Here is a 24,590-nt window from a genome sequence, read left to right on the forward strand (position 1 = left end):
GCAAGCGCCCGGCTTCGACAAAGGAGCCCGGGGGAGTTCGCTTGCAGCAAAGACTGCCGCTGATCGCACCGCAGCCGCCGCGGCTCAGCCGCCTGACGGCCGCGCTCGAGCGGGTGGAGGCGTCCGGCACCTACAGCAACACCGGTCCCGAAGTCCGCGCGTTCGAGGCGGAGGCGACCGCGCAGCTGTTCGGCGGCTGCGGCGATTCGCTTGCGGTCGCCAACGCGACGCTTGGCCTGATCCTGGCGATCAGCGATCAGGCGCGCCCTCGCGCGGGGCTTGGCCTCGCGCTCATGCCGGCCCTCACCTTTGCCGCGACCGCGCAGGCCGCGCATTGGGCGGGCCTGACCCCGCTCATCTGCGATATCGATCCGGACGACTGGTCCGCCGCGGCGGCCGAGGAAGAGTGCCTGCTCTCGCTCCATGCGGATCGGATCGCGGTGATCGTGCCCTATGCCACCTTCGGCCGCGCGATCGATCTCGATCGCTATGCGTGGCTCGCCGACCGTCACGGTGTCGGCGTCGTCGTCGATGCGGCGGCCTCGCTCGGCACGACCACCGCGGATGGACTGAACTTCGGCGCCGGCGCGCGCTTCCCCGTCGTCTTTTCGATGCACGCGACCAAGACCTTCGCGACAGCGGAAGGAGGCCTCGTCCACTGCAGCGATGCCGGCGTCATCGCGCGGCTGCGATCGATGGCGAATTTCGGATTCGATGGCGCGCGCAGCGCCGTTCTGCCGGGCCTCAACGCGAAACTGCCCGAAGTCCTCGCCGTCATGGCGCGCGCGAAGCTTGCGGAATTTCCGGGCGTATGTGCCGCGCGTGAAGCGGTTGCGGCCGCCTATCGTGCCGCGATCAGCGATCGATACGGCCTGCAGTCGCGCACACCGGGCACGCAGGCCATGCAGTTTTTTCCCGTGCTGCTCCCGCCCGGCTCTGACCGTGAGGTCATTGCCGAACGCATGGCGGCACGCGGCATCGGCACCGGGCGCTATTTCTCCCCGCATCTGGGCGAGCAGCCCTGGATCCGCGCCAACGCCCAAATCGAGCCGACGCCGGTCGCGGACGACATCGCCGCGCGGCTGCTCTCGTTGCCGATCACCGATAGGATGACCCCAGCCGATGCAGAGCGCGTCGCGGCTGCGCTGGACGACGCCTGCCGTCCGCGTGCGAAGGCGGTTGTATCGATTGCCGCCCCCCCGGTCGCCGATGTCCTGATCGTCGGCGGCGGTCCGGCCGGCTCGGCCGTTCTTACGGCGGCAACCAAGCGCGGCCTGTTGCCCGACTTCGCGCGCAATCTGGTGGTGGTCGAACGCGACCACGGCATCGGTGGCGGGCGGCTCGGACACTACGCCATCACCTCTGATTCGACCGCGCAGACGTTTCTCAGCGCGGTAGAGGGCAACATCCACCCCGAGATCGCTGCGCTGGCGGACCATCCCACAGGCCGCGCCGTCGCCGGCTACCGCGATGCGCTCGGCGTGCCGCTGGTCGAAGCGGGCCCCTTCCTGAGGGCAACCGGTGAGCGGTTAGCGGAAATCGTCCGCGGCGCCGGTGGCACGATCCTGACCGGGCACGAGGCGCTCGCGACCCGGCGCGGGCATGACGGCTTATGGCGCACCACCCTCCGCGACCGGGAAAGCGGCCGAACGCAGGAGCGCGCGTCGCGTAGCGTCGTCATCGCGACCGGCGGGCATCAGCCGCTCGATCGGCTGGCGCAGCAGCGTGTGGCAGGCGAGCCGCTCATCGCGCTGGCCGGCGATCGGCTCGTCCAGTCGGATAGCATCCTCGCCATCGGCGGGCCGGCGCGTGTTGAGGATCTGCTCGCCGGGAAGCGTGCGCCGCGGATCGCGGTGATCGGCGGGTCGACCAGCGCGCTGACGACGGTCGTCCTCCTGCTCAAAAGTGCCCTGCCGCTCGGTCCGGGCGCGATATCGCTGCTCCACCGCCGGCCGCTTCGCCCCTTCTATCCCTCCGTCGAGGCCGCGCATGCCGAAGGGTTTCGCGATTTCGGCCCCGACGATGTCTGCCCGATATCGGGCTTCGTCTACCGCCTCGCGGGCTTTCGGCTGGAGGCGCGCGAACTCGTCCTGCGCCTCCTCGGCGTCGACGGCCGGGCAAGCGAGCCCCGCGTCGCTGCGCACCGCATCGATGACGACCACGCAAAGGCGCGCGCGCTGATCGACGATGCCGACCTGGTCATCGCGGCGCTCGGCTATCGCCCGCATGCGCTGCCGGTCGAGGGCACCGACGGCACGCCGGTCACGCTCGCCGCGCATTACGGGGCACCGATGGTGGATCGGCATTGCCGCGTTACCGACGCTGCCGGCCAGCCGATCCCCGGCCTCTACGGCATCGGCCTGGCGGCTGGCTTCGTGCCCTGGGGATCGCTCGGCGGCGAGGCGAGCTTTCGCGGGCAGGCGAACGGCCTGTGGCTCTGGCAGAATGATGTGGGGCTGATGATCGTCGATCAGGTGATGGCCGATATCGCCACGCGCGCGGTCGCGTGACGCCGCCCGCGCCCACCGTCAGCGTCGTCATGGCGGCCTATAATGGCGCCGGGCTCATCGGGGAGACGCTCGCGAGCCTTGCCGCGCAGACCTTCGGCGATTTCGAGCTCATCGTCGTCGATGACTGCTCGACCGACGACACGCGCGCGGTCATCGCAGGCTGGGACGATCCAAGGCTGCGGCTGATCGAGTCTGCGCACAACGGTGGCCCCGTCCGTGCGCGCAACCGCGCCTTTGCGCAGGCGCGCGGCCGCTATGTCGCCGGGCTCGACCAGGACGATCTGTGCACGCCCGATCGCTTCGCGCGGCAGGTCGCGTTTCTCGATGCAAATCCCGACGTCGTCCTCGTCGGTGCCAATGCGCACTATCTCGACGGGGCCCGGCAGAGCGCATCGGCCTATGCGCCGCTCACCACCCCGACGCTCGTCGAATGGCTGCTTCATGTCGAAAATCCGCTCGTCTGGTCATCGGTGATGCTGCGCACAGATGCCGCCCGCACGCTCGATCCCTTCACCCGCCCGGACATCCTCTACGCCGAGGATTTCGACCTCTATCACCGCATGGCGCGGATGGGCCGGATCGCGCGGCTCGACGACGAGCTGATCCTCTATCGCCGCCACGCCGGCGGCGCCTCGCACCGCTACACCGCCACGATGGAGGACAGCGCCGCGCTGGTGCTGGCGGGCGCCTATGCGCCGTTCTTCGGCGAGGGTGCGGTCGAAGCCGCTAGCCTCGTGGTTCGTCACGTCATGGGCCGCACCGCCCCGCCCGACCGCGCGACGCTGGAGGCGATCGGCGATATCCTCGTTCGCCTGCAGGACCTGTTCCTGCAACGCCATCCGTGCGACGAACCGTGCCTGCGCCTGATCCGCTGGGAAACCGCGCGACGCTGGGCAGGCGTGGTGCGCAGCGGACTGCGCAGCGGCACGATCACGCTGTTCGATGTCGTCGCCGCGCGCCGCGATCATCTGGGACTCGGTCATGCCGGGATCGAGGAGCTCGCCTGGTCGCGCGCCATCGGCAAGACGCGGGGGCTGATCGGGCGGTAGCCGCTCAGGCGCGCGGATGCGCGTTGCGATACACGTCCAGCAGATGCGCCGCATCGACCGCGGTGTAGATCTGCGTCGAGCCAAGGCTCGCATGCCCGAGCAATTCCTGCAGCGACCGCAAATCCGCACCACGCCCGAGCAGATGCGTCGCAAAGCTGTGGCGCAGCGCGTGCGGCGTCGTCCGCTCGCTCAGGCCGAGCCGCCCCCGCGCCGCCCGCACCCCCGCGCGGATGATCCCCGGCGACAGCGCCCCGCCCCGCGCGCCGCGGAACAGCGGCTGGTCCTTTGCCGACGGCCAGGGGCATACCGCCAGATACGCCTCGATCGCGCCGCGCACCTGCGGCAGCAACGGCACGATACGCGTCTTCGCGCGCTTGCCCGTGACGACCAGCGTGCTGCCGAGCGGCAGCGCCGCGCCGGTCAGCGCCAGCGCCTCGCCGATCCGCAAGCCGGCGCCGTAGAGCAGCAGCAGCAGCGCCCAGTCGCGTGCGCCGACCCACGCGTCGCGCGCGCTTTCCGCGACATCGCCCGCCAGCGCCATCACATCGTCGGGCGCGACCGGGCGCGGCACGCCCTTCTTCACCCGCGGCCCGCGCATTGCCGGCATCGCGCCCGGCGCCGCCCAGTCGACAAAGGCGCGCGCGGCCGACAGTTCGCGCGCGGCCGAGGCATTGGACAGCCCCTCGCCGCGTCGCATTGCAAGGAACGCCCGGAGATCGCTCGCCGAAAGTCCCCTGAGAGCAACCGCATCGATCGCCCCACCCCAATGCCGTTGGAGGAAGTCGCACAGCCGCTCGGCCGTCGCCTGATACGCGCGCACCGTATGCACCGACCGCCTGCGGTCGCGCAGCAGATGCTCGGCAAAGGCGGCTGGCAGCGTCATGGTGCCACGTTAGCGCAGTGTCCGGGGACGGGCGAGGGTTCCCCAAAACCATCGCCGCCGCCATATGAGCGGGGCATGTCCCGCGCCCGCGTCCTCGTTCTCAACTCCGCGCTCGGCCCGCTCGATTACCGCGTCCCGTACGGGATGAGCGTGGAGCCGGGGTCGGTCGTCGTCGCGCCGCTCGGCCCGCGGCAGCTGATGGGCGTGGTCTGGGAGCCGGATCGGATGCCGTCGGATGCGGAGGTCGGCGACAACCGGCTGCGCAACCTCGTCGGCGTTGCCGATGTGCCGCCGCTGGCGGCTCCGCTTCGCCGGCTGGTCGAGTGGACCGCCGATTATTACCTCGCCCCGCCCGCCGCCGTGGTGCGCATGGCGATCCCGTCCACTTCCGCGCTGGAAGGCGCGCGCACCGCGATCGAATATCGCGCGACGGGCGAGCTTCCCGAACGCCTCACCCCGCAGCGCGCGCAGGCGCTGGAGCGGATCGCCGACCGCCAGGGCCTGATCCGCGAGCTTGCCGCCATCGCCGACGTCTCCGACGGCGTGATCCGCGGGCTGGTGAAGGCGGGCGCTATTCAAGCGGTGGAGGTCGCAATCGACAGCCCCTTCGCGCTTCCGGACCCCGCTTTTGCGCAGCCGGTGCTGTCCGAAAGTCAGCAGGCCGCGGCCGATAGGCTTGTCGCGCAGGTGGAGGCACGCGCCTTCGCGCCGACACTGCTCGACGGCGTGACCGGCTCCGGCAAGACCGAGGTGTATTTCGAGGCGGTCGCCGCCGCGATCCGCGAGGGCCGGCAGACGCTGGTGCTGCTCCCGGAAATCGCGCTCACCGAACCGTTCCTGCGCCGCTTCCAAGACCGCTTCGGCTGCGAACCCGTCGCGTGGCATTCGGGGCTTCGCTCCACCCAGCGCCGCCGCGCGTGGCGCGCGATCGCCAGCGGCGAGGCGCTGGTGACCGTCGGCGCGCGCTCGGCGCTGTTCCTGCCCTACGCCAACCTCGGGCTCATCGTGATCGACGAAGCCCACGAAACGAGCTTCAAGCAGGAGGACGGCGTCCATTATCATGCGCGCGACGTCGCGGTGATGCGCGGGATGTTCGAAGGGTGCCCGGTCATCCTCGCCTCCGCCACCCCCGCGATCGAGACGCGCCAGCAGGTCGCGGCGGGGCGCTACGCCGAACTGAGGCTCCCCGGGCGCTATGGTGCGGCGGAAATGCCGACCATCGAGGCGATCGACCTGATCGCGCATCCGCCCGAACGCGGGCGTTGGCTCGCGCCCAAGCTCGTCACCGCCATGGAGGAGACGCTCGCTCGCGGCGAGCAGTCGCTGCTCTTCCTCAACCGCCGCGGCTATGCGCCGCTGACGCTGTGCCGCACCTGCGGCCACCGTTTCCAGTGCCCCAATTGCACCGCGTGGATGGTCGAGCACCGCCTCACCCGCCGCCTCGCCTGCCATCACTGCGGCCATATCGAGCCGGTGCCGCGCGCCTGCCCGGAGTGCAAGAACGAGGACACGCTCGTCGCGTGCGGCCCCGGTGTCGAGCGCATCGCCGACGAGGTCTCGTTCCTCTTTCCCGAGGCCCGCACCGCGATCGTAACGTCCGACACGATCTGGAGTCCCGCCAAGGCCGCCGAGTTCGTCGCGCGGATGGAAGGCGGGGCGATCGACATCGTCGTCGGCACGCAATTGGTGACGAAGGGCTATCACTTCCCCAATCTGACGCTGGTCGGCGTCGTCGATGCCGATCTGGGGCTGGAGGGCGGCGATCTGCGCGCGGCCGAGCGGACCTTCCAGCAGATCCGCCAGGTCTCGGGCCGCGCCGGCCGCGGCGAGAAGCCGGGGCATGTCTACATCCAGACGCATTCGCCCGGCGCGCAGGTCATGCAGGCGCTGGTCACCGGCGACGCCGACGCCTTCTACGCCGCCGAAACCGAGGCGCGTCGGGATGCGGGTGCGCCCCCCTTCGGCCGCTACGCGGCGATCATCGTCTCCTCCGAGGATCAGGCGGCCGCCCACGACACCGCGCGCCAGATCGCCCGCGCCGCGCCGCAGGTGGAGGGCATGCACGTCTACGGCCCCGCCCCTGCGCCGCTGGCGATGCTGCGCGGGCGGCACCGGTTCCGGCTGCTGGTGCATGCGCGGCGCGCGCTCGACGTGCAGGACGTTATCCGGGCCTGGCTGGGCGGACTGGACTGGCCGGCAAAGGTCCGCGTCGCGGTGGATGTGGACCCGTATAGTTTCCTGTAAAGCGTCTTGTTACGCGTTATGGATCGTCGACGATGGCTGGCGGTGCCGGCCCGGGATCGTTAGGTTCTGGAAGGGGATCGTCACCTGGCCCTCCGGCATGCATCAATTGCGGCTTGTCCGACGACGCGTTTGTAAGCCGCAAAGCATCTCTCGAGAAGCGCGATGCCAGCCATTGATAGCTTGCATAAAGCCGGGGTCGATAGACGAAATCGTCTTTCGCTTCGTTTAAACGCCACCGCTCCCGCTGAATATAGGAAGCGGCAGCATTCCAGTCGCGCACGACAGCGCTTCCCATCCATTCCTTGTAGATTTTCTCGTCGAGAATATTGTTTCGAATGCCGATCGCGACGAGCTCATAATGGTTGAGATAATCCTGCACATCGGCGCGCGCCTTACGCTCTTCATCGCTTTGCGGGTCATGCAGCGCTGCAAATCCGCCCGCTTTTCGCGTCGCCGAAAACGCCTCGTTGAGCGAACGGTAATGCTCGGTCGACTCAAATTTCTCGATGATATCAAGCGTCGCTTTCTGGCGTGCGACAGCGCGTGCGTTGCGGATTCCCAGCCATGCGACGAAGACCGATATCAGGACCAAAGCGGGTCCCAAGAGCGTCTTCCAAAGTGGACCGGAATCAGAAACGCAGCGGAAGGACTCCGCTGCGCTCATAAAACCAAAATGAAAAATCTGGCAATTCAACGGATTTAGTCGCGTGCACCTTCGCGCATCATCAATCCTTCCTTGATAAGGAACTGCTTGTGAATATCTGACTTAGCATCCAACAAGTCAATAGAGCCTTACGGTCGGTTTCCCTCGCTCCTTACCCCGCATGTTCCGCTAGGATCGTAAGACCTGCCTTCGATACTTCTGCGAACCCGCCGCGGATCGCCAGCGTTTCCGGCTCGCTTTTGTCGGCTTTGTAGATCGAGAGCGTCCCGTCGCGCACCGTCGACATCAGCGGTGCATGGCCTTCGAGCACGCCGAAATCGCCCTCTGTCCCCGGAACGGTCACCATGTAGACCTCTTCCGAGCGGACGAGCCGCTCGGGGGTCACGAGTTCGAAATGGAGCATTACGCTTCCTGCGCCATCTTCTCGGCCTTGGCGACGACCTCGTCGATGCCGCCGACCATGTAGAACGCCGCTTCCGGCAGATGGTCGTATTCCCCGTCGACCACCGCCTTGAACGACCGAACGGTATCCTCGATCGCGACGAATTTGCCGCTGATGCCGGTGAAGACCTCGGCGACGTGGAACGGCTGCGACAGGAAGCGCTGGATCTTGCGGGCGCGCTGGACGGTCAGCTTGTCCTCTTCCGACAGCTCGTCCATGCCCAGGATCGCGATGATGTCCTGCAGCGACTTGTAGCGCTGGAGCAGCGACTGGACCGCACGGGCGGTCTCGTAATGCTCCTGCCCGACGACGCGCGGCTCGAGCACGCGGCTCGTGGAATCGAGCGGATCGACCGCGGGGTAGATGCCAAGCTCCGAGATCGCGCGGTTGAGCACGGTCGTCGCGTCCAGATGGGCGAACGACGTCGCCGGCGCCGGATCGGTCAAGTCGTCGGCGGGAACATACACGGCCTGCACCGACGTGATCGAGCCCTTGTTGGTCGAGGTGATGCGCTCCTGCAGCGCGCCCATGTCGGTCGACAGCGTCGGCTGATACCCCACCGCCGAGGGGATGCGGCCGAGCAGCGCCGAGACTTCGGCACCCGCCTGCGTAAAGCGGAAGATGTTGTCGACGAAGAACAGCACGTCCTGACCTTCCTGGTCGCGGAAATATTCCGCGATCGTCAGGCCCGATAGCGCGACGCGCGCGCGGGCACCCGGCGGCTCGTTCATCTGGCCGAACACCAGCGCGACCTTCGATCCCTCGCTCGTCGGGTTGCCATCGGCATCCTTGGCGATGACGCCGGCGTCGAGGAATTCGTGATAGAGATCGTTGCCCTCACGCGTCCGCTCGCCGACGCCCGCGAACACCGAGGTGCCGCCATGACCCTTGGCGATGTTGTTGATGAGTTCCTGGATCAGCACGGTCTTGCCGACGCCGGCACCGCCGAACAGACCGATCTTGCCGCCCTTCGCGTACGGCGCGAGCAGGTCGATGACCTTGATACCCGTGACGAGGATCGACGACTCGGTCGACTGATCGACGAACAGCGGAGCCGAGGCGTGGATCGGCGCCTTGTGCTCCGAATTGACCGGACCGCGTTCGTCGATCGGCTCGCCGACGACGTTCAGGATGCGACCGAGCGTCGCGGGACCGACGGGCACGGTGATCTGCGCGCCGGTGTCGGTCACGGTCTGGCCGCGGGTCAGCCCTTCGGTCGCGTCCATCGCGATCGTGCGGACGGTGTTCTCGCCCAGATGCTGCGCGACCTCGAGGACCAGGCGATTGCCGTTATTGTCGGTTTCGAGCGCCGAGAGGATCGCCGGCAGGTTCTCGGGAAAATGCACGTCGACGACCGCGCCGATCACCTGGGCGATCGTGCCGACGTTGTTGCTGCCCGAGGTCTTGGTCGTCGGGCGGATGTCTTCAGCGGCGGTTGCCATGGCTTCGTTCCTTGCCTTCTTCGGTCGTCATCCCGGCGAAGGCCGGGACCCAGTTGCTACCGTCGGAGCTGGACCCCGGCCTGCGCCGGGGTGACGGTATTGGTTGTTACAGCGCCTCGGCGCCCGAGATGATCTCCACCAGCTCGGTCGTGATCGCGGCCTGGCGGGTGCGGTTGTACTGGATCGAGAGGCGATTGATCATGTCGCCCGCATTGCGCGTCGCATTGTCCATTGCGTTCATGCGGCTGCCCTGCTCCGACGCCGCGTTTTCCAGCATCGCGCGGAAGATCTGGATCGCGACGTTGCGCGGCAGCAGATCGGCGAGGATCGATTCCTCGTCGGGTTCATACTCGACCGCGGCCGCACCGTCGTTCGCCGCCGCCTTGTCGGTCGGGATCGCGACCGGGATGATCTGCATGCCGACCGGGTCCTGCACCAGCGCCGAGACGAACTTGGCGTAGAACAGGTGCGCCACGTCGAACTCGCCCGCCTCGAACCGCGCGATCAGATCGTCGGCGACTTCGCGGGCCTGATCGAAGCCCAGGACCTTGTGCTGCCCCAGCTCGAAATCGGCGGCGATCGCGTTCGGGTAGAAGCGCTTGAGCACGCGCCCCTTCTTGCCGGCGAGGTAGAAGCGCACCGTCTTGCCCGCCGCTTCCAGCGCTTCGGCCTTCTTGCGCGCGGCACGGACGATGTTGGTGTTGAACGCGCCCGCAAGGCCGCGTTCGGAAGTCGCGACGACGATCAGATGGACCTGATCCTTGCCGGTGCCCGCAAGGAGCTTCGGGCTGCTTTCGCTGACCGTCACGGTGGAGGCGAGCGACGCCATCACCTTTTCCAGCCGCTCGGCATAGGGGCGGCCGGCAACTGCCGCTTCCTGCGCACGGCGCAGTTTGGCAGCGGCAACCATCTTCATCGCCTTGGTGATCTTCTGCGTCGACTTCACCGAGCCGATGCGGATCTTGAGGGCTTTAAGCGAGGCCATCTAGGTTCCCTTGTGTCCCCGCGAAGGCGGGGACCCAGTCTGTGCTCCCGCCTTCGCGGGAGCACATTCGATTACGCAAACGTCTTCGCGAACTGGTCGAGCGCGCCCTTGAGCTTGCCCTTGGCCTCGTCACCCAGATCGCGGGTGTCGCGGATCATTGCCAGCACATCGGCGTGGTTCGCGCGCAGATCGGCGAGCATCGCCGCTTCGTAGCGGGTCACGTCGGCGACCGGAACCGTATCCAGATAGCCGTTGGTGCCCGCGAAGATCGACGCGGTCTGCTCCTCGAACGGCATCGGGTTGAACTGCGGCTGCTTCAGCAGCTCGGTCAACCGCGCGCCGCGGTTCAGCAGGCGCTGGGTCGAAGCGTCGAGGTCCGAACCGAACTGCGCGAACGCCGCCATCTCGCGGTACTGCGCCAGCTCCAGCTTGATCGAGCCGCTGACCTTCTTCATCGCCTTGGTCTGCGCGGCCGAGCCGACGCGGCTGACCGAAAGGCCGACGTTGATCGCGGGGCGGATGCCGGCGAAGAACAGGTCGGTTTCGAGGAAGATCTGGCCGTCGGTAATCGAGATCACGTTGGTCGGGATGTAGGCCGAGACGTCGCCGGCCTGCGTCTCGATGATCGGCAGCGCGGTCAGCGAGCCACCGCCATTGTCCTTGTTCATCTTCGCCGCACGCTCAAGCAGGCGCGAGTGGAGATAGAACACGTCGCCGGGATACGCTTCGCGGCCCGGCGGACGGCGCAGCAGCAGCGACATCTGGCGATAGGCGACCGCCTGCTTCGACAGATCGTCATAGACGATGAGCGCGTGCATGCCGTTGTCGCGGAAATACTCGCCCATCGCGCAGCCGGTGTATGGTGCGAGGAACTGGAGCGGCGCGGGGTCCGACGCGGTCGCGGCGACGACGATGGAATAGTCCATCGCACCGTTTTCCTCCAGCGTGCGGACGAGCTGCGCGACGGTCGAGCGCTTCTGGCCGACCGCGACATAGACGCAGTAGAGCTTCTTGGACTCGTCGTCGCCCTGGTTTGCGGTCTTCTGGTTGATGAAGGTGTCGATCGCGACCGCCGACTTGCCGGTCTGGCGATCGCCGATGATGAGCTCGCGCTGGCCGCGGCCGACCGGGACCAGTGCGTCGATCGCCTTCAGGCCCGACTGCATTGGCTCGTTCACCGACTGGCGCGGGATGATGCCTGGCGCCTTCACCTCGACGCGGCTGCGCTGGTCGCTTTCAATCGGGCCCTTGCCGTCGATCGGGTTGCCGAGACCGTCGACGACGCGGCCGAGAAGGCCCTTGCCGACGGGCACGTCCACGATCGTGCCGGTGCGCTTGACCGTATCGCCTTCCTTGATCTCGGCGTCCGAGCCGAAGATCACGACGCCGACGTTATCGGCTTCGAGGTTCAGCGCCATGCCCTGCACGCCGTTGGCGAACTCGACCATCTCGCCCGCCTGGACGTTGTCGAGCCCGTAGATGCGCGCGATGCCGTCACCCACGCTGAGCACCTGGCCGGTCTCCGAAACCTGCGCTTCGGTGCCGAAATTGGCGATCTGGTCCTTGATGACCTTCGAGATTTCTGCGGCGCGGATATCCATGTTCTTAGCCCTTCATCGCGCTGGCAAGCGCATTCAAACGGGTGCGGATCGACGAATCGATCATCTGCGATCCGATGCGGACGACGAGCCCGCCCAGGAGTGTCGGGTCGACCGAAAGATCGACGGAAACGTCGCGCCCGACGCGGGTGCGAAGCTGCCGTTTCAGCGCATCGACCTGATCGTCGGTCAGCGGATGCGCAGAGATGACCTCGGCGCTCGTCTCGCCACGGTGGTTCGCCGCGAGCTGACGGAAGGCGCGGATGATCGCGGGCAGATCGCCGAGCCGGCGGTTTTCGGCGAGTACGCCGAGGAAGTTCTTCGTCGTCGCATCGACGCCGAGCGACTCCGCGGTCGCGAGCACGGCCTTCACCGCCGCGCCCCGCGCAACGAGCGGGCTCGTCGTCAGCTGCTTGAAATCGGCCGATTGATCGAGCGCATCCTGCACCGTCTTCAGGCTGGCCTCGACCGCATCGATCGTCTTCGCATCGCGCGCGAGATCGAACAGCGCGGTCGCATAACGTCCGCCCAGGCTCGCCTGTATCCTGCTGCTCAAGTTACCGCTGGAGCTATCCACGCGATTCGTTTCCCCGGTTCGCCAAATGGTGGCCCCATGCGCCTTGGGGCCGCGTCTGGCGCGACCGGAGCATGGGATGGCGGGCGGCTAGCATGGGGTCCGCGGGGATGCAAGCCGGGCCGCAGCCGGGTAAGGCTCGCGCAAACGACTCGATACCGAAGGAGCGAACCGATGCCCGGCACGATGGAACAGATGACGATGTCCGACGGTGCCGAAATCGGCGTCTATCACGCCCAGCCGCAGGGGGAGCGCAAGGGGGGCCTCGTGCTGGTGCAGGAGATTTTCGGGATCACCGAGCATATCCGCGATCTGTGCGAGGAATATGCGGCGGACGGCTATGAGGTTCTGGCGCCCTCGCTCTACGACCGCGAGCATCCGGGCTTCCAGGCCGATTATACCGGCCCCGATTTCGACCGCGCGGTGGAACTCGCGCGCAAGCTCCATCCGTTCGATCTGTCGCTGAAGGACGTGCAGACCTGCGTCGATGCGCTGAAGGAAAAGGGCGCGGTGTTCGTGGTCGGCTATTGCTACGGCGGATCGGTCGCGTGGTTCGCGGCGACGCGCCTCACCGGCGTGGCGGCGGCCAGCGGCTATTATGGCAGCCTGATTCCCGGCGCGGCGGACGAGGAACCCAAGGTGCCCGTCATCCTCCATTTCGGTCGTCACGACCACGGCATCCCGATGGAAGGCGTGGAAAAGGTGATCGCGAAGGATTGGCCGAACGCCGCCGTCTATGTCTACGAGGCGGGGCACGGCTTCAATTCGGATCGTCGCAAGGATTATCACGAACCCTCGGCCGATCTCGCGCGCGAACGCACGCTTGCGCTCTTCGAGGCGAACCGCTGACCCCGACGCTTTGGCCGCAAGCGGCGGGACGCGCCGCGGACGGCCAGCGCCCATATCGAGACGCATGACCCTCCCGATCGACCTCGACGAAGCCTGGCGCGCCTTCGAGCGCCGCGACCGCAACCAGGACGGGCGCTTCGTCGTCGCGGTGCGGACGACAGGCATCTATTGCAAGCCGAGCTGTCCCGCGCGGCATCCGGCGCGAGCGAACGTGTCCTTCTACGGCGAACCGGCCGATGCGCGCGCTGCCGGCTACCGCGCCTGTCTGCGGTGTCGGCCCGACGAAGTGGGGCGCGACCGCGAAGCCGTCGCGCGTGCGGTCGCCATCATCGATACAGCGGAGACGCCGCCGACGCTCGTCGAACTTGGCGCGGCCGTCGGCTATGCCCCGCATCATTTCCAGCGGCTGTTCACCCGCGCGACCGGGGTGTCGCCCGCCGCCTATGCTCGTGCGCGGCGGGCGGGCCGCGCCGCCGACGCCTTGCAAGGCGAGGCGAGCGTCACCGACGCGATCTACGCCGCCGGCTATTCCGCGCCAAGCCGCTTCTACGAACACGCAGCCCCGCGTCTGGGCATGGCGCCGAGCGCGTGGGCACGCGGCGGCGCCGGCGTCACGATCCGCTGGACGCTTGCGCGGACCAGCCTTGGTCCCTTGCTCGTCGCCGCGACTGACCGGGGGCTGTGCCGCGTCGCGTTCGACGAGGATGATGCGAGCCTGAAGGCGCGCTTCCCGCATGCGGAACTCGTGCAGGGCGGCGAAGCGCTCGCCACGCTGGCCGCGCAGGTGGTGGCAAGCGTCGAATCCCCCGATCGCGACCAGTCGCTGCCGCTCGATATTCGCGGGACCGCGTTTCAGGAGGCGGTGTGGCAGGCGCTGCGCAGCATTCCGGCCGGCGAGACGCGGAGTTACCGCGAACTCGCGGCGATCGCCGGCAGCGCAGGTGCTGTGCGCGCGGCGGGAAGCGCCTGCGGCGCCAATCCGGTGGCGGTCGTCGTCCCCTGCCATCGGGCTAAGCGATCGGACGGCAGCATCGGTGGCTATGCTCACGGGTTAGACCGCAAGCGCGCGTTGCTGGCGCGCGAGCATAGCACGAGCGACGAAACGAGCGATTTGCGCGATTAGCGGTTGCGCTGCAGGCCTGGCCTAGTAGGGCCACGGGACACCGCCCGGAGCCGCCGAAATGTTACCGACCCTGCCCGTCACGCCCCCCGCCAGCCGCGTGTGGCGCGTGATCCACTTTCCGCCGGTGCTGCTGATCGTTGGCCTTGGCCTGATGGCGCTGGGGGCGGCCATCGCGCATTTCGTAGGGGTGGGCACGGCTGCGCGGGAAAGTGCGAGCGGGCTGGTGGCCATTGCGGTCGCGCTGGAAACCGCGGCGATCTGCGCTGGCGTTTATTGGCTCTTCGTCCGCTTCGTCGAGCGCCGCCCGAGGGTCGATGAGTTCGCCGCCAAGGGCGCGCTTCCCGAATTGCTGGCCGGGCTTTTTACCGGCACGATCCTGTTCGCGGCGATCGTCGCGATCATCTGGGCGGCGGGTGGCTACAGCGTCCTCGGCACCAACCCGCCAGCCGTGCTGCTACCGGTCCTTGCCATCGCGATCGTGTCAGGGGTTACCGAGGAGATCATCTTTCGCGGTCTGGTCTTTCGTATCCTGGAACGCTGGCTGGGCAGCGGCATCGCGCTCGTCGTCTCCGCGCTGATCTTCGGGCTGCTGCATCTCGCCAACCCCAATGCGACGCTGCTCGCGGGCTTCGCGATTGCACTCGAAGCCGGCGTGATGCTCGCCGCCATTTACATGCTCACGCGGCGGCTTTGGGCGGCGATCGGCGTCCATGCCGCGTGGAACTTCGCGCAAGGCGGCATCTTCGGCATCCCGATCTCGGGTTTGGCTTCGGACGGCCTCCTCCGCCCCCGTATCACCGGCCCCGATCTGCTGACAGGCGGCGATTTCGGGGCGGAGGCATCGCTGCCGGCGATCGTCGTCGCGACCGCCTTCGGGCTGGCGCTATTGTGGCGCTGCCATGTCCGCGGTCGCTTCGTCGCGCCGTCGTGGCGCCGCGCTCAGGAGTCCGCGGCTCCCGTCGCTGCCGAGCAGGTATAGACCAGCTTCTCGTTGGGCAGCGGCGGCAGGACGGCGCGGATCGCCGCCTGCTTCGCGGCCAGCGCCGCGCGCGCCGCCGGGTCGGCGGTGCACATCGCCGGCTTGCCGTCCCCACGGGCGGCGCGCGCCGCCGCCATGCCCTGCGCGCCGAGCAGATAGCGCGTGTTGGTATAGTCACGGCTGACCGGGTCGAAGGACAGGATCGATACCGTCTGCTCGGCGTCGGGCACCGCGACCCGCGTCCAGCGTGCGCCGTCCTCGGCGAACTGGGTGCGCCCGCCGACGCAGCCGCCCTTGCCCCAATCGAGCGTAATGTCGTTCCCCGATGATACCGTCACCCGGCTGCGGTCGGGCACCAGCGTGCAAACGAGCCTGCCCGCGGACTGCGCCGCGCCAAGCGTCGCTGAGGGAATCGCGGCACCGGCGGGCAGGCCGATCCGCGGCGAGGGCCGGAACAGGAAGACCGCGACCGCACCGACGATCAGCACCGCGCCGACCCCCGCGGCCCACAAGGCCGGCTCGCGCCGCCCGGTCAGCTCCAGCGTGCCGCCGATGCCGAGCCCCAGCGCCCCGGCGACGAGCATCAGCACCGCGAGCGCCATCACATTCTCGCGCATCGCCTCCGCATCCGCGCGCGCATCGGCCAGCGCCTCCTCGCGCGCGACCGCCGCCTTCGCCGCTGCGTCGCGGCGCGCGGTATCGGCGCTTGCCAGCGCGCGGGCGCTCGCCTCACTGTCGCTGCGCAGCCGGTCCTCGATCGAGGTGCAGGGAAAGCCGACCGAGGCATAGGGCTGCTTCGCCGCCTGCAGGAACGCGGCGAGTTCGGTGTCGGCGATCGCGAAGCCGAAGCTCGCGTCGCCGTCCTGCCCCTGAGTCACCGCGGAGTTGACCCCGATCACGCGCCCGCACCGATCGAGCAACGGCCCGCCCGAATTGCCCCGCGCGATGTTCGCGGTGTGGAGAAGCACCCCCGTCCCCTCCAGCGCACGCCGCCCCGAAAAGACACCCTGCGACCGGATCGGCGTCGTCGGCTTGATATAGTCGGCCGCGCTCTGCGCCGTCGCGAGATCGACATTGCCCGGATAGCCGAGCGCGACCACGGGGTCACCCTCCGTCACCGGCCCGGTGAACAGCGTCGCGGCGGGCAGCCCCGGCCCATCGAACTGGATGAGCGCGAGGTCGCGCTTGGGATCATAGGCGATGACCTTGCCCTGAAAGGACTTGTCCCCTTCGGACGGCACGATGCCGATCACGACATTGTCGGCGTAACGCTCGGCCAGCTCCACGACATGCGCGTTCGTCACAATCCGGTTCGGCGAAATCGCGAAGCCCGATCCGTGCCCGAACCCGACCACCTCGTCATCGACGACCGCGATCGTGACGACCCGCACGACCCCCCGCCCGGTCGCGGAGATGTCGTCCGCGGCCGCCGGCCAGGCCAGCGCGAGCGCCGTCACCGCGATCAGATATCGCAACGCCGCTGCTATCGTTCGTGCACCCATACAGCCTCCTTTGCCGGTCGGCTCGATCCGATCAAGACGCACGCGCGGCCAATTCGTCGCCGCGAATTAGGTAAATGTCAGGACTTGGCGGTTAACCACGGCGCGATCGATATCGAAGGACGGTGGAAATGAGTGCGTTCGGACGTCGCAGCGGACCCAGTGGCGGCACAGCCGGTGCCGGCGGATCGCGCCCGGCCTTTGGCGTCGCGCGGCCGATGCAGGGCGGCGCCCCGGCGCGCGCCGAGCCCGCGGGCGGCGAGCAGTTCCCGCCGCTGGAGACCATCGCGCCGCTGCTCGACGATGCCGGGCTTGGCGCGGCGCCGTTCGGCGGACCGACCGACGCGATGCAGCGCCTGACCGATCGCCAGAATTCCAGCGGCGAGGCCGGCAACAGCCGGGTCGAGGGATTCGAGGCATCGATCCACAAGATCAAGGAGCAGGTGCTGCCGCGCCTGCTGGAACGCGTCGACCCCGAAGCCGCCGCGACCCTCGGCAAGGACGAGCTGGCCGAGGAATTTCGCCCGATCATCGGCGAGGTGCTCGCCGAACTGAAGCTGACGCTCAACCGCCGCGAGCAGTTCGCGCTGGAAAAGGTGCTGGTCGATGAGCTTCTCGGCCTCGGGCCGCTCGAGGAGTTGCTCGCCGACCCGGCGATCTCGGACATCATGGTCAACGGCCCCGAACAGACGTACGTCGAGCGCAAGGGCAAGCTGGAGCTGGCGCACATCAGCTTTCGCGACGAGGAGCATCTGTTCCAGATCGCGCAGCGCATCTGCAATTCCGTCGGCCGCCGTGTCGACCAGACGACCCCGCTCGCCGACGCCCGCCTGAAGGACGGGTCCCGCGTCAACGTCATCGTGCCGCCGCTTTCCTTGCGCGGCACCGCGATCTCGATCCGCAAATTCTCCGCCAAGCCGATCACACTCGACATGATGGCGTCGGGCGGGTCGATGTCGGTAAAGATGGCGACCGCGCTGAAGATTGCGGGCGCGTGCCGATTCAACGTCGTCATCTCGGGCGGCACCGGCTCGGGCAAGACGACGATGCTCAACGCGCTGTCGAAGATGATCGACCCCGGCGAGCGCGTGCTGACGATCGAGGACGCGGCCGAGCTTCGCCTTCAGCAGCCGCACTGGCTGCCGCTCGAAACGCGGCCCGCCAACCTCGAAGGTCAGGGCGAAATCTCGATCCGCGACCTCGTCAAGAACGCGCTGCGTATGCGCCCGGATCGCATTATCCTGGGCGAAATCCGCGGCTCCGAATGTTTCGACATGCTCGCCGCGATGAACACCGGCCATGACGGATCGATGTGCACGCTCCACTCCAATAGCCCGCGCGAGGCGCTGGCGCGTATGGAGAACATGGTGATGATGTCCGACATCAAGGTGCCGAAGGAGGCGATCAGCCGCCAGATCGCCGATTCGGTCGACATGATCATCCAGGTGAAGCGCCTGCGCGACGGCTCGCGCCGGGTCACCAACGTGACCGAGGTGATCGGCATGGAAGGCCCCGTCATCGTGACGCAGGAGCTGTTCAAGTTCGAGTATCTGGACGAGACCGCGGACGGCAAGATCATCGGTGAATACCGCGCGATGGGCTTGCGCCCCTATACCATCGACAAGGCGAAGCAGTTCGGCTTCGATCAGGCCTTCCTCGAATCCTGCCTCTGACCGGGGATATGCACGGGACCATCACGACTTCGCGTGCGCGCGCGCGGACGTCCGCTCTCGTCGTCGCGGCGATCGTGGCGGTTGCCTTCGCGCTGCGCGCGACGACGCTCGCACGGCCGTCGATCCACCACCCGGACGAGATCTACCAGTATCTCGAGGCTGCGCACCGCTATCTCTTCGGTTACGGAGTGGTTCCGTGGGAATACCGCGTCGGCATGCGCAGCTGGCTGCTGCCGTTGCTTCTGTCGGGGCCGATGGCGCTGGGCAACCTCATCGCGCCGGGCGGCACGATCTATCTCCTGCTGCCGCGCCTTGCGATGATCGCCGCGTCCACGACGATCGTCGGATCGGCCTGGACCCTGGGCGCCCGTGTCTCGCGCACGCATGCGATCTGCGCCGCGATCGTCGCGGCGACATGGTACGAGTTCATTGCGCTCGCCGCGCATCCGCTGGGCGAGACGACCGGGCTGGCGAGCGCCTGCGCGGCTGCCGCGCTGGCGTTCGGCGGGCGCCAGGATGCGAAGCGGATGGCCGCGGCCGGCGCGCTGCTGGCGCTGACCTGCGTCCTGCGCTTCCAATACGGGCCAGCGGTGCTGGTGCTGGCGGCGTTTGCCGGCGGGCGCGACCGGCGCGGGCGGTGGCTGCCGATGGCGGCGGGTGGTGCGGCGATGCTCGTCGTATCGGCCGCGGTCGATCTGGCCTTCGGCGCGGTGCCATTCTTCTGGCTGCTGGAAAATGTCCGCCAGAACATCGTGCTCGACAAGGCGGCGGGTTTCGGCACGTCGCCGGTCACGGCCTATATCGGCGTGCTCGGCAACATGTGGAGCTGGGCGAGCGTGCCGATCGTCATCGCCGCCTATATCGGCGGTCGGCGGTTCCCGGCGCTGTTCTGGGCCGCGGTCGTCCACTTCGCCTTGCACAGCCTCATCGCGCACAAGGAATTTCGCTTCATTCTGCTGACCAGCGGGTTCGCGATCATCCTTGCCGCCATCGGCACGGTGGACCTGATCGATCGCCTCGCTGCACGCGTCGGGCGACCGCGCCGGGTGGTGTTGCTGAGCGTTTCGATGATCGTGTGGATCGCGGTGTCGATCCTGCTCGGCGCACGCTGGGAAAGGCGTCCGCTATGGACGGCGCGTTCCGCGTCGCTCGCGACCTTCACTGACCTGCGCCGCGATCCGGCGCTGTGCGGGATCGGGTTGATCGGCGTGCCGATTTCGGAATTCGGCGGCTACACGGTCCTTCACCGCCAAATACCCATCTACATGATCGACCGCCGCTATCCCCGCCAGCGCCAGGCGGCCGCGGCCTTTGCGCCGGCCTATGATTCGATCATTGTGACCTCGATGCGTGCTGGCGACGTGCCTGCCGGCTTTACCCGCGCAGGGTGTCGATCGACCGCGGGCGAATATATCGGCAACTACACCAACCCGCAGGATGCCGGCTCGATCAGCGCGATCTGCCTTTACCGCCGGCCGGGACGCTGCGACGCGAGGACGCAGCGTCAGGCCACACCGCTGGAAGTCAACAGGGTGCTCGCCGATCTGGGCATGTGACGCGCGCACCCTTCCCCCGCGCACCGCGATCGTTACAAGGTCAGCCCGTGCACCGCGTCGCGACCGTCCTTCTTGCCCTTGCGGCGACCGCGGCCCTGCGCGCCGAACCGATACCGCCCTCTCCCGCCACCTACACGCTGGCAACGGATGCCGAGACGCGCTGGATTCCGTTCACGCTGACACCCGGCAACCAGATCCGCTTCACCATGGCGCTGGATAGCCGGCCGGTCAGCGCGGTGCTCGATACCGGTGTCAGCTATTCGGTGCTCAGCCGCCGCTATGCCGACATGGCGAAAATCCCGGTTGTGGCGGCGGGCGTCGCGACGGCGATCGGGGGCACGGTGCCGATCGGCTCCGTCAAGACCACCAGCGTGTCGATCGGCGCGCTGGTGCGCCGCGGCGGCACGCTTTCGGTCGCGGAGCTTCCCCCACTCGCCACCGGCAGCGCGACCGCGATCGACCTGCTCGTCGGACGAGACCTGCTTGCCCGCTACGCGCTCGACATCGATTATGCGGGGAAACGTTTTCGCCTGCTGCCGAGCGGCCGGCTGCCCTTCGCCGGCGTGTCCGCCCCCTCGTGGATCGCGCGCGACAAGCTGGTCTACGCGACGGAGATGACGCTCGGTCGCCAGCGCCTGCGCCCGGTCGTCGTCGATACCGGTGACGGTTCCTCCGTCACCGCCACGTCGGCCGGCTGGGCGGCGGCGGCGGTGCCGGGCGTTCGCACGACGACCGCGATCTCCTATGGTCTTGCGGGGCCATCGGTCAGCACGCTCGGCATCGTGCCCGCGCTCATCCTCGGCGATCTGACCGCGCGCAATGTCGAGGTTCGGATCGAGCCCAAAGGCGGCTTCTCCGACACGATCGGGGTCGCCGGCCGGATCGGCTCGGGGTTCCTGCAGCGTTACCGCGTGCTGCTCGATCCGTCCGCCGGGCGGATGGTGTTGCAACCCGGTCCCGATGCGGATCTGCCGCCCCTGCGATCGACGAGCGGCCTGCTGATCGGCCTTGCCAGCGATCGCCTGCGCGTCATCCATGTCATGAAAGGCGGGCCGGCCGCCGCCACCGGATGGAAGACGGGCGACGAAATCTGCGCCGTCGATGGCCAGATGATCACGAATGCGTATCCCGCCAGCCCGCTCGCGCGCTGGTCGGCGGGCGCGCCGGGCCGGATCGTGACGCTCGGCATGTGCGACGGCACGACGCGAACGCTCACGCTGAAGAGCTTCTACTGAAATGACCAAGCCGGATCGTCTGCGCGGCGGCACGGCCGGCATCCTGCTCCTCGCCGTGCTGCTGCGTGTCTGGGACTTCGGCAACCCGGTCATCCATGTCGATGAGCAATTCTACCTGCTCGTCGGCGACCGGATGCTCCACGGTGCGGTCCCCTATCTCGATATCTGGGACAGGAAGCCGATCGGGCTTTTCCTGCTCTACGCGCTGTTTCGGCTGCTGCCGGGCGACGGAATCCTCGCCTATCAGTTTGCCGCCTGCGCCAGCGCCGCGCTGACCGCGCTGATCGTCCGCGAAGGCGCACGAAGCGTCGGCGCGCGCGATCTTGGCGCGCTTGCCGCAGGAGCCGCCTATCTCATCGGCCTGTCGCTGCTCGGCGGGCGCGGCGGGCAGGCGCCCGTCTTCTACAATCTGCTGATGGCGCTCGCCGGCTGGATCACGCTGCGCCTGCCGTGGCGATCGATGCTGGGTGGCGCGGTGGTGCGAAGCGGTGTGGTCGTGTGCCTGCTTGCGGGCGTCGCGATCCAGTTCAAATATTCGCCCGCGTTCGAAGGCGTGCTCTTCGGCTGCGCGCATGTGTGGGTCTATGCGCGCCGCACCCCCGGTGCCGCACGGCTGACGGCGGCGGCCCTGCTATGGGCGCTTGCCGGGGCGCTGCCGACGCTGGCCGCGATCGGCTGGTATTGGCAGCGCGGCGCGTTCGACGATTTCTGGTTCGCCAACATCACCTCGATCCTGCTGCGACCCGGATACCCGCTTGCCGATCTGGCGATGCGGCTTCTGGGTATCGCCGCCCAGCTCACCCCGCTCGTCATCGCCGCGGTCATCGCATGGCGGCGGCGCCAGCGCAGCGGCACCGCCGGCGACGCGATGACGCTCGCGCTCGCCTGGCTCATGGCGGCGCTGATCGGCTTCTTCGCGATCGGCACCTTCTTCGATCACTACGCGCTGCCGCTGCTCGTGCCGCTGTGCATCATGGCGGGCGCCGGCTTCTCCGCGGTCCCGCGCACGATGGTCGCGGCGATGGTGCTCGGGCTGATGCTCGTGGTCATCGAACGCGCCGTCCAGCCCGACGACGGGCCGGGCGCGAGACGCGTCGCGGCAACCGTGCGCGCGAACAGCGGCGACGAGTGCCCGTGGGTCTTCATCGGCGATACCATCACATACCGGCTGGCTGACGCATGCCTGCCGACGCCCTACGCCTTTCCGAACCTGCTTGCCTATTCCACCGAGGAGGGCGCAACGGGGATCGATGAAGCTGCAGAGGTGCGGCGCATCCTGGCGCAGCGGCCGCCGGTGATCGTCACCTCCACCCGGCGCCTCTCGATCTGGAATCCAGGGAGCCTGTTCGCGGTCAAGGCCGCGCTCGCGCGCGATTACCGGCCCGTCTTCTCCACCCCGCGCAGCCGCTGGCGCACCGTCGTCTACCTCAGGCGCGACCGCGCGTTCAGGAATTGAGCGCGACGCTGACGCACAGGAGCAGCGCGAGAATCGCGAAAAGCTGGATGCTGCGCCAGTCGAGCACGCCGACCCGGTCCGGATCGTCGCGCCGGTGGCGCCGCCGCTCGCCGACCGCGGCGACCACCGCGGTCACGCCGGCCGCACCCGCACCGATCCATGCCGCCGTCACGGCACGCCGCTCACTTGCCGAGCTTCTCGACCTTCGCCTGCAGCGACGCGAGCTCGGCCTTCAGCGCGGCGATCTCGTCGTCCTTGCTGGCCGGGGGTGCGCCGGCGACGGGCGGCTTGAACGCCTGGGTCGCGGCCTCGAACATCGCCATGTTGCGTTTCGCGATCTCGGCGAGCGGCGAGCCGACGAACGCGCCCTCGACCGCGGTCTTGAACTGTTCGTGGTTGCGGCGAAAGCTGTCCATCGACGCTTCCAGATAGCCCGGCACCATCGCCTGCATCGAATCGCCATACATCGCGATCAGCTGGCGCAGGAAATTCACCGGCAGCATCGACGTGCCGCGGCTTTCTTCCTCCATGATGATCTGGGTTAGGACGTTGTGGGTGATGTCCTCGTCGGTCTTGGCGTCCACGACCTTGAAGTCACGTCCTTCGCGGGTCATCGTCGCGAGATGGTCGAGCGTGATGTAGGATGAAGTTTCGGTGTTGTAGAGCCGCCGATTGGCGTATTTCTTGATGATGACCGTGCCCGTGCCGTCGTGCTGCTTCTTCATCCTCATCCCCCGATGATGCGCCGCAAGTCGCTGCAATCCCGCGCTACAGCACATCTTGCCGCATCGCAACACGGGCCTCGACCGCTCCCTCTGTTTCTGGACATGCTGCGCAGCGAAACCGCAACATCGGGTGAACGGCGCCAGGTCGCACTTGCGGGACTCGCCTGCTATCAGGCTGCGCCAAGGGAGCCTCGCCCCGCGATGCCCCCCGCAAAGCACCGCCGGGGCCACGCGAGGCTTCTCGATTACGGCGGCAGCGAGGATGGCCCACCGGTCGTTTTCGTCCCGTCGCTTATCAACCCGTCCCACATCCTCGACCTGACCCCCGAGACGTCGCTGCTACGCTGGATCGCAGCGCGCGGTCACCGGACGCTGCTGCTCGACTGGGGATCACCGACGCCCGTTGACCGCGCGCTCGATATCGCCGGCCATGTCGAGCGCATCCTCCTGCCGCTCCTCGCGCGGTTGAAGCAGGCTCCCATACTCGTCGGCTATTGCCTGGGCGGAACGATGGCGCTCGCAGCCGCGGCGCGCGCGGAGGTCACAGCGGTCGCTACGATCGCCGCGCCGTGGCACTTTACCGGCTATGGCGAGACGGCGCGCGCATCGATCGCCGATCTGTGGACCAGCGCCCACGCGGCCTGTGATGCGCTCGGCCTCGTTCCGATGGAGGTGCTGCAATCGGGCTTCTGGCGGCTCGACCCGGCGCGCACGATCGCCAAATACGAAGCGTTCGCGGCGATGCCCGCCGGCAGCCGCGCCGCGCGCGATTTCGTGGCGCTGGAAGACTGGGCCAACGCCGGCGCCCCACTGACCTATGCGGCGGGTGCGGAGCTGTTCGCGATGATCGAGCGGGATGCGCCGGGCAGGGGCGAGTGGATCGTCGGCGGCGCCCCGGTCGATCTCTCTTCGATCGCGTGCCCTGCCACCGAGTTCGTATCGCTGGGCGACCGCATCGTCCCCGCGGCCACTGCCGCCGGCCTGCCCTCGCGCCACGACGTCGCGGCGGGGCATGTCGGGATGATCGTCGGCGGTCGCGCCTGCGCGGTCCTGTGGGAACCGCTCGCCGACTGGCTAAGCACGGTCGCAGCGCCTAGATAGCGC

The 24,590-nt window shown here is 68.1% G+C and carries 21 protein-coding genes; 11 read left to right on the forward strand and 10 right to left on the reverse strand.

The window, feature by feature from the left end:
* The first annotated feature begins 41 nt into the window (after positions 1–41).
* Both BOS5A_RS07020 and BOS5A_RS07025 read left to right on the forward strand, forming a co-directional pair.
* Positions 42–2,510: a DegT/DnrJ/EryC1/StrS family aminotransferase gene (locus tag BOS5A_RS07020; RefSeq protein ID WP_151954417.1), complete on the forward strand. Its 2,469-nt coding sequence runs from the start codon at positions 42–44 to the stop codon at positions 2,508–2,510.
* A complete protein-coding gene (locus tag BOS5A_RS07025) occupies positions 2,507–3,559 on the forward strand; it encodes a glycosyltransferase family 2 protein (protein WP_234419233.1) in 1,053 nt (350 codons plus the stop codon). The genes BOS5A_RS07020 and BOS5A_RS07025 overlap by 4 nt, the downstream gene beginning before the upstream one ends.
* A 4-nt stretch (positions 3,560–3,563) precedes the next feature.
* On the opposite strand, the gene BOS5A_RS07030 is transcribed toward BOS5A_RS07025, so the two are convergent.
* Positions 3,564–4,442, reverse strand: coding sequence for a tyrosine-type recombinase/integrase (locus BOS5A_RS07030; RefSeq protein ID WP_151954418.1), 879 nt, complete (start codon positions 4,440–4,442; stop codon positions 3,564–3,566).
* A gap of 75 nt (positions 4,443–4,517) precedes the next feature.
* Here BOS5A_RS07030 and BOS5A_RS07035 point away from each other — a divergent pair, with 75 nt between their 5' ends.
* Positions 4,518–6,686, forward strand: a complete 2,169-nt coding sequence (locus BOS5A_RS07035) for a primosomal protein N' (protein ID WP_151954419.1) — start codon at positions 4,518–4,520, stop codon at positions 6,684–6,686.
* A 16-nt stretch (positions 6,687–6,702) separates the two neighbouring features.
* Here BOS5A_RS07035 and BOS5A_RS07040 read toward each other — a convergent pair whose 3' ends face one another.
* The 6 genes from BOS5A_RS07040 to BOS5A_RS07065 form a co-directional block, all read right to left on the reverse strand.
* A complete protein-coding gene (locus tag BOS5A_RS07040; RefSeq protein ID WP_199857244.1) occupies positions 6,703–7,380 on the reverse strand; it encodes a DUF4760 domain-containing protein in 678 nt (225 codons plus the stop codon).
* A gap of 121 nt (positions 7,381–7,501) precedes the next feature.
* Positions 7,502–7,753 (reverse strand): ATP synthase F1 subunit epsilon, encoded by a 252-nt coding sequence (locus tag BOS5A_RS07045; RefSeq protein ID WP_151954421.1) that lies wholly within the window; start codon positions 7,751–7,753, stop codon positions 7,502–7,504.
* On the reverse strand, positions 7,753–9,234 hold the full coding sequence (atpD, locus tag BOS5A_RS07050) for a F0F1 ATP synthase subunit beta (RefSeq protein ID WP_151954422.1): 1,482 nt from the start codon (positions 9,232–9,234) through the stop codon (positions 7,753–7,755). Before atpD ends, BOS5A_RS07045 begins: the two co-directional genes overlap by 1 nt.
* A gap of 106 nt (positions 9,235–9,340) precedes the next feature.
* Positions 9,341–10,219, reverse strand: coding sequence for a F0F1 ATP synthase subunit gamma (locus tag BOS5A_RS07055; protein ID WP_151954423.1), 879 nt, complete (start codon positions 10,217–10,219; stop codon positions 9,341–9,343).
* A gap of 71 nt (positions 10,220–10,290) precedes the next feature.
* A complete protein-coding gene (gene atpA, locus BOS5A_RS07060; RefSeq protein ID WP_151954424.1) occupies positions 10,291–11,820 on the reverse strand; it encodes a F0F1 ATP synthase subunit alpha in 1,530 nt (509 codons plus the stop codon).
* Between the two features lie 4 nt (positions 11,821–11,824).
* Complete coding sequence (locus BOS5A_RS07065) at positions 11,825–12,373, reverse strand: F0F1 ATP synthase subunit delta (RefSeq protein WP_151954425.1); 549 nt, start codon at positions 12,371–12,373, stop codon at positions 11,825–11,827.
* Between the two features lie 192 nt (positions 12,374–12,565).
* Between BOS5A_RS07065 and BOS5A_RS07070 the strand changes: the two genes are divergently transcribed.
* The 3 genes from BOS5A_RS07070 to BOS5A_RS07080 all read left to right on the forward strand — a co-directional run bounded on the left by BOS5A_RS07070 (position 12,566) and on the right by BOS5A_RS07080 (position 15,342).
* Positions 12,566–13,240, forward strand: a complete 675-nt coding sequence (locus BOS5A_RS07070) for a dienelactone hydrolase family protein (protein ID WP_151954426.1) — start codon at positions 12,566–12,568, stop codon at positions 13,238–13,240.
* A gap of 64 nt (positions 13,241–13,304) precedes the next feature.
* Positions 13,305–14,363 carry a bifunctional DNA-binding transcriptional regulator/O6-methylguanine-DNA methyltransferase Ada gene (ada, locus tag BOS5A_RS07075; RefSeq protein WP_151954427.1) on the forward strand — a complete coding sequence of 353 codons (1,059 nt, stop codon included), beginning with the start codon at positions 13,305–13,307 and terminating at the stop codon, positions 14,361–14,363.
* Positions 14,364–14,421: 58 nt separating this feature from the next.
* Complete coding sequence (locus BOS5A_RS07080) at positions 14,422–15,342, forward strand: CPBP family intramembrane glutamic endopeptidase (protein ID WP_151954428.1); 921 nt, start codon at positions 14,422–14,424, stop codon at positions 15,340–15,342.
* Here the strand turns inward: BOS5A_RS07080 and BOS5A_RS07085 are convergent.
* Entirely contained in the window at positions 15,303–16,844 is a 1,542-nt protein-coding gene (locus BOS5A_RS07085) for a S1C family serine protease (RefSeq protein ID WP_151954429.1), read from the reverse strand. The genes BOS5A_RS07080 and BOS5A_RS07085 overlap by 40 nt on opposite strands.
* 128 nt (positions 16,845–16,972) lie before the next feature.
* On the opposite strand from BOS5A_RS07085, the gene BOS5A_RS07090 reads away from it, so the two are divergent.
* From BOS5A_RS07090 to BOS5A_RS07105, 4 genes are read left to right on the forward strand one after another with little or no spacing between them, the layout of a single operon-like run.
* Positions 16,973–18,514 carry a CpaF family protein gene (locus tag BOS5A_RS07090; RefSeq protein ID WP_151954430.1) on the forward strand — a complete coding sequence of 514 codons (1,542 nt, stop codon included), beginning with the start codon at positions 16,973–16,975 and terminating at the stop codon, positions 18,512–18,514.
* An 8-nt stretch (positions 18,515–18,522) separates the two neighbouring features.
* Positions 18,523–20,070 (forward strand): hypothetical protein, encoded by a 1,548-nt coding sequence (locus BOS5A_RS07095; RefSeq protein ID WP_151954431.1) that lies wholly within the window; start codon positions 18,523–18,525, stop codon positions 20,068–20,070.
* Positions 20,071–20,117: 47 nt separating this feature from the next.
* Positions 20,118–21,305, forward strand: a complete 1,188-nt coding sequence (locus BOS5A_RS07100) for an aspartyl protease family protein (protein WP_234419234.1) — start codon at positions 20,118–20,120, stop codon at positions 21,303–21,305.
* A gap of 1 nt (position 21,306) precedes the next feature.
* Positions 21,307–22,761, forward strand: coding sequence for a hypothetical protein (locus BOS5A_RS07105; RefSeq protein ID WP_151954432.1), 1,455 nt, complete (start codon positions 21,307–21,309; stop codon positions 22,759–22,761).
* On the opposite strand, the gene BOS5A_RS07110 is transcribed toward BOS5A_RS07105, so the two are convergent.
* On the reverse strand, positions 22,751–22,933 hold the full coding sequence (locus tag BOS5A_RS07110; RefSeq protein ID WP_151954433.1) for a hypothetical protein: 183 nt from the start codon (positions 22,931–22,933) through the stop codon (positions 22,751–22,753). The two genes, BOS5A_RS07105 and BOS5A_RS07110, sit on opposite strands and share 11 nt — an antisense overlap.
* Before the next feature lie 10 nt (positions 22,934–22,943).
* Positions 22,944–23,486 (reverse strand): polyhydroxyalkanoate synthesis repressor PhaR, encoded by a 543-nt coding sequence (gene phaR, locus BOS5A_RS07115; protein ID WP_151954434.1) that lies wholly within the window; start codon positions 23,484–23,486, stop codon positions 22,944–22,946.
* Positions 23,487–23,588: 102 nt separating this feature from the next.
* On the opposite strand from phaR, the gene BOS5A_RS07120 reads away from it, so the two are divergent.
* On the forward strand, positions 23,589–24,587 hold the full coding sequence (locus BOS5A_RS07120; RefSeq protein WP_199857245.1) for an alpha/beta hydrolase: 999 nt from the start codon (positions 23,589–23,591) through the stop codon (positions 24,585–24,587).
* Positions 24,588–24,590: the final 3 nt, after the last annotated feature.

Source organism: Sphingomonas sp. EC-HK361, from assembly GCF_902498785.1.
Classification (GTDB): Bacteria; Pseudomonadota; Alphaproteobacteria; order Sphingomonadales; family Sphingomonadaceae; genus Sphingomonas.

Excerpts from the sequence above, each read along its gene's own strand:
- BOS5A_RS07030 (WP_151954418.1), bottom strand. The coding sequence starts at position 4,442 with ATGACGCTGCCAGCCGCCTTTGCCGAGCATCTGCTGCGCGACCGCAGG.
- BOS5A_RS07035 (WP_151954419.1), top strand. The coding sequence starts at position 4,518 with ATGTCCCGCGCCCGCGTCCTCGTTCTCAACTCCGCGCTCGGCCCGCTC.
- BOS5A_RS07045 (WP_151954421.1), bottom strand. The coding sequence starts at position 7,753 with ATGCTCCATTTCGAACTCGTGACCCCCGAGCGGCTCGTCCGCTCGGAA.
- atpD (WP_151954422.1), bottom strand. The coding sequence starts at position 9,234 with ATGGCAACCGCCGCTGAAGACATCCGCCCGACGACCAAGACCTCGGGC.
- BOS5A_RS07055 (WP_151954423.1), bottom strand. The coding sequence starts at position 10,219 with ATGGCCTCGCTTAAAGCCCTCAAGATCCGCATCGGCTCGGTGAAGTCG.
- atpA (WP_151954424.1), bottom strand. The coding sequence starts at position 11,820 with ATGGATATCCGCGCCGCAGAAATCTCGAAGGTCATCAAGGACCAGATC.
- BOS5A_RS07070 (WP_151954426.1), top strand. The coding sequence starts at position 12,566 with ATGCCCGGCACGATGGAACAGATGACGATGTCCGACGGTGCCGAAATC.
- ada (WP_151954427.1), top strand. The coding sequence starts at position 13,305 with ATGACCCTCCCGATCGACCTCGACGAAGCCTGGCGCGCCTTCGAGCGC.
- BOS5A_RS07080 (WP_151954428.1), top strand. The coding sequence starts at position 14,422 with ATGTTACCGACCCTGCCCGTCACGCCCCCCGCCAGCCGCGTGTGGCGC.
- BOS5A_RS07085 (WP_151954429.1), bottom strand. The coding sequence starts at position 16,844 with ATGGGTGCACGAACGATAGCAGCGGCGTTGCGATATCTGATCGCGGTG.
- BOS5A_RS07090 (WP_151954430.1), top strand. The coding sequence starts at position 16,973 with ATGAGTGCGTTCGGACGTCGCAGCGGACCCAGTGGCGGCACAGCCGGT.
- BOS5A_RS07095 (WP_151954431.1), top strand. The coding sequence starts at position 18,523 with ATGCACGGGACCATCACGACTTCGCGTGCGCGCGCGCGGACGTCCGCT.
- BOS5A_RS07105 (WP_151954432.1), top strand. The coding sequence starts at position 21,307 with ATGACCAAGCCGGATCGTCTGCGCGGCGGCACGGCCGGCATCCTGCTC.
- phaR (WP_151954434.1), bottom strand. The coding sequence starts at position 23,486 with ATGAAGAAGCAGCACGACGGCACGGGCACGGTCATCATCAAGAAATAC.
- BOS5A_RS07120 (WP_199857245.1), top strand. The coding sequence starts at position 23,589 with ATGCTGCGCAGCGAAACCGCAACATCGGGTGAACGGCGCCAGGTCGCA.